The sequence below is a fragment of the Nitratidesulfovibrio liaohensis genome (genome assembly GCF_011682075.1).
Taxonomy (GTDB): Bacteria; Desulfobacterota; Desulfovibrionia; order Desulfovibrionales; family Desulfovibrionaceae; genus Cupidesulfovibrio; species Cupidesulfovibrio liaohensis.
The window spans coordinates 1-3457 of record NZ_VSMK01000300.1 but is presented as its reverse complement, the minus strand read 5'-3'; the positions used below and the strand labels follow the sequence as shown (position 1 = coordinate 3457).

At 67.0% G+C, this 3457-nt stretch carries 3 protein-coding genes and 2 pseudogenes; 1 reads left to right on the top strand and 4 read right to left on the bottom strand.

Going from position 1 to position 3457, the window contains the following annotated elements; genetic code table 11:
- A pseudogene (locus tag FVW27_RS10780) lies at positions 1 to 412 on the bottom strand (ATP-binding protein); the annotation flags it as partial.
- 381 nt (positions 413 to 793) lie between these two features.
- On the opposite strand from FVW27_RS10780, the gene FVW27_RS10775 reads away from it, so the two are divergent.
- Positions 794 to 1549: a DVU0298 family protein gene (locus tag FVW27_RS10775; RefSeq protein ID WP_167125041.1), complete on the top strand. Its 756-nt coding sequence runs from the start codon at positions 794 to 796 to the stop codon at positions 1547 to 1549.
- A 297-nt stretch (positions 1550 to 1846) separates the two neighbouring features.
- On the opposite strand, the gene recR is transcribed toward FVW27_RS10775, so the two are convergent.
- From recR to FVW27_RS10760, 3 genes and pseudogenes are all read right to left on the bottom strand, one after another.
- Positions 1847 to 2452: a recombination mediator RecR gene (gene recR, locus FVW27_RS10770; protein WP_167125039.1), complete on the bottom strand. Its 606-nt coding sequence runs from the start codon at positions 2450 to 2452 to the stop codon at positions 1847 to 1849.
- Positions 2453 to 2677: 225 nt separating this feature from the next.
- Positions 2678 to 2989, bottom strand: a complete 312-nt coding sequence (locus FVW27_RS10765) for a YbaB/EbfC family nucleoid-associated protein (RefSeq protein ID WP_012613379.1) — start codon at positions 2987 to 2989, stop codon at positions 2678 to 2680.
- An 18-nt stretch (positions 2990 to 3007) separates the two neighbouring features.
- Positions 3008 to 3457: pseudogene (locus FVW27_RS10760) on the bottom strand (DNA polymerase III subunit gamma/tau); the annotation flags it as partial.

The window sequence follows — 3457 nt, the reverse complement described above, 5'->3', positions numbered from 1 at the left end:
GCACCACGGGCTCGGCGCCCATGTCGAACACCTCGATGCAGGCGCGGGGCCACAGGCCGTGCAGTTCGGACAGGCGCAGGCGCAGCCCCGGCATGTCGCCGTCGTATTCCACCCGCAGCCCGGCCACCACGCGGGCCAGGGCCTCTGCCGTGCGCGACAGGCGGGTGAGCTGCAACGATGCCGCATCGGCCAGGGTGCGCCCCTGCGCATGCAGGTAGCTGTCGGTCTGTACCGTGGTCACCTGCACGAACACCGCGCTGACGATGCCCAGCGGCAGCAGGCAGACCAGAAAGCACCACCCCACCATTCGCAGGCGCAGGCCAGGGGGGGGCGGCACCGCGTGCGACAGCAGATGCCGCAGCGGAAAACGCGCCCAGCAGCGCGCAAGGCTGGTGCGCAACGGGCCGATCATGGACGTGTGGAGGAAAAGCGGACAAAGGAGGGGGGCAGGAATGCGACACCTGACCGCACGGCTGCGTACCCGCCCGCACCACGCCACGCCGCCACGCGCGCCCGGAGGACGACGATACTGGCGGTACGGTCTGCGGCGCTGGACATGCGGAGCCTCTGGGCCGTCTGGCGGAAAGATATCGAATCTCCGTGCAGCATAGCCAATCGCCATGGGGCACGCAACGAGGCGGCACCCGCACCCGGTCATGGGGGCAACTTGCCCCAAGGGGGCCGGAAAAGACGGAAACAGGCCGGGGTTGCATCATGCGCTCACCTTGTTATGGTGCATGCTGCACGGTCGGGCGAAACCTTCGCCCACCACGACACGGGAAAGGAGGAGAGCATGCCCCGCTTCAGATCGCTGAAGACCCACCTGCGCGCGTTGCTCGCTTCCGCCGAGTGGGAAAGACATCTGGACGACATAGTGGGCCTGCCCGGCAAGGAAGCCGTGGGGCCGCTGCTGTCGTCCCTGCTGCTGGGCGGCGAGGCCAAATGGCGCGCCGTGGTGGCCCTGGGCCGGGTGGTGGCGCGCATCGCCGACGCCAACATGGAAGACGCCCGCATCATCATGCGTCGCCTGATGTGGCACATGAATGAGGAATCGGGAAACATCGGCTGGGGCATCCCCGAAGCCTTCGGCGAAATACTGGCCTGCCATCCCAGGCTGGCTGGCGAATACCACCGCATCCTCGTCTCGTACGTGCGCGAGACGGGCAACGACGACAACTACTGCGACCACGCCCCCCTGCGGCGCGGCGTGTACTGGGCCATCGGACGCCTGGCCCAGGAACGGCCCGACCTGCCCGGCTTTGTCGAAACGGCAACACCCGCCCTGCTGGCGGGCCTGGCCGACTGCGACCTGCCCGCGCGCGGCACGGCTGCCTGGTCCCTTGGGGTGCTGGCCGCGCCAGAGGCCCTGCCCGCACTGCGGGAACTGCGCACCTGCGACGCCCCGGTGGAACATTTCGAACGCGGGCGCCTTCTGCTGTGCACCGTGGGCGAACTGGCCCAGTGCGCGGCCCAGCGCATCGAGGCCCGGTGCCTGACCGCTTCGGGCAACTCCACGCCCGACGCCGACGTCAACGATACGGCGGCGTAGCCCCGCACGACATTCCCCCACAAACAACCCCGCCCGTCTTCGCAAGGAAGGCGGGCGGGGTATTTTTGCGAACTTCAATTCTTTCCGTCTTTGCTTACGGCCAAAGCGGGAGCCGCTCGAAAAGAGGATTTTTGTTCCCCCGGCAAGGAAGGCGAGTTCTGGGCGAGGAGAGTGCGGCAGCCGTTATGCGAGCGCTCGCGCGAGCATTACGGATGGCGACCGCAGAGCGCTTCCTTAGCGACCCACGCACGGAGCGAGCCTGACGCAGCCGGGGGAACAAAAATCCTCTTTTCGAGCCTAGAGATCCTGGCGGTACTGCATGGACTGCCGCAGCGTCTCCCGATCCATGAACTTGACCTCGGACCCCAGCGGAATGCCCTGGGCAAGGCGCGTCACGCGCACTTGCGGATACTGCCGGGCGATCATGTTGCGGATGTAGGTGGCGGTGTTTTCCGCCTCCACGGTGGTGCCAAGGGCCATGACCACCTCGCGCACCGTGCCCTCGGCCATCCGTCTGGTCAGCCGGTCCAGATCCAGCGAATCGGCGTGCAGGTTGTCCAGCGGAGCCAGCAGGCCGCCAAGGATGAGGTAGTGGCCCTTGTAGAAGCCGCCCTCTTCCAGGGTGAGCATGGAATCCCACTCCGACACCAGACACAGCGTCTCGCCGCTGCGGGCCGGATCGGTGCAGATGCCGCACGGGTCCACGTCGGTCAGCGCGCCGCAGCGCCCGCACAGGTGCAGGTTGTCGCGCAGGTCATGCACGGCGCGGCCCAGCCTGCGGGTTTCGCTGGCGGGCCACTTCAGCAGGGTCATGGCAAGGCGCAGGGCCGACTTGGGGCCAAGGCCGGGCAGCCGGGAGAGCTGCTCCACCAGCGCCTTCAACGGTTCGGGCAGTCGCTGCACGGACACTCCGGGTTACATTGCGGAAATCGGTTGAATCTTAGGCAATCCCCCGCGCAACAGAAGCGCAGGGGACGCCGCAGGAGGCGTCGCCACAAGCGGGGATTTTGTTCTCTGCCAAGGAAGAACGCCTTTTTGTGAAGGGAGTGTACTCTTATCGTACTCGACCGGAGCAAAAAGGCGTTCTGACGCAGGCAGAGGGCAAAAGCCCCCTTGTGGCGGCGTCTCCTAGAAGAGGCCGGGCATTTTCAGGCCACCGGTAAGCGCCCCCATCTCCTTCTCCATCATGTCCTTGGCCTGGCGCAGCCCTTCGTTGACGGCGGTCAGCACCAGGTCCTGAAGCATTTCCACGTCGTTGGGGTCCACGGCCTTGGGATCGATGACGATGGCCTTCACTTCCTGCTTGCCGGAAACGGTCACCTTGACCATGCCGCCGCCGCTGGTGGCTTCAAGGGTGCGGTCGGCCATTTCGGCCTGAAGCTTGCTCATCTTGGTCTGCATGACCTGCGCCTGGCGCAGGAGGTCGTTCATACCGCGCATGGATTCCTCCGGATGGTTCTATTGAAGCTGGCTGTCGGACAGGGGCCGGCAGGACAGCATGGTGGCCCCGAACTGGTCGCGCAGCAGGCCCACGGCGGGGTGCCGTTCGGCCTCGGCGCGCAGTTCCGAGGGGGTCTTGATGCGGGTGGTGGGGGGCAGCACCTCCACCGTGGTCCCGACGCCGAAGTAGGCGCGGGCATACTCTGCAAGGGCGGTCTGGTTGCCGGTGGAGCAAAGGTGCTCGTACTGGGTACGGAAGCGCGTCTCCACGATCAGACGGGCGCCGTCCATGCGGCCACGCGCCTGACCCAGCACGGACAGGCCGTTGCCGCCGTTGCTGCGTTCCGCGCAGTAGCGCACGAAGCCGTCCCATGTGGCATCGCCCTGTGGGGCGGATGCGGATGCGCCCGACACGCCGACCGTGGCGTCCGCCTCGGCGACACCCGCCACGGCAGGGCCTCCGGGCAC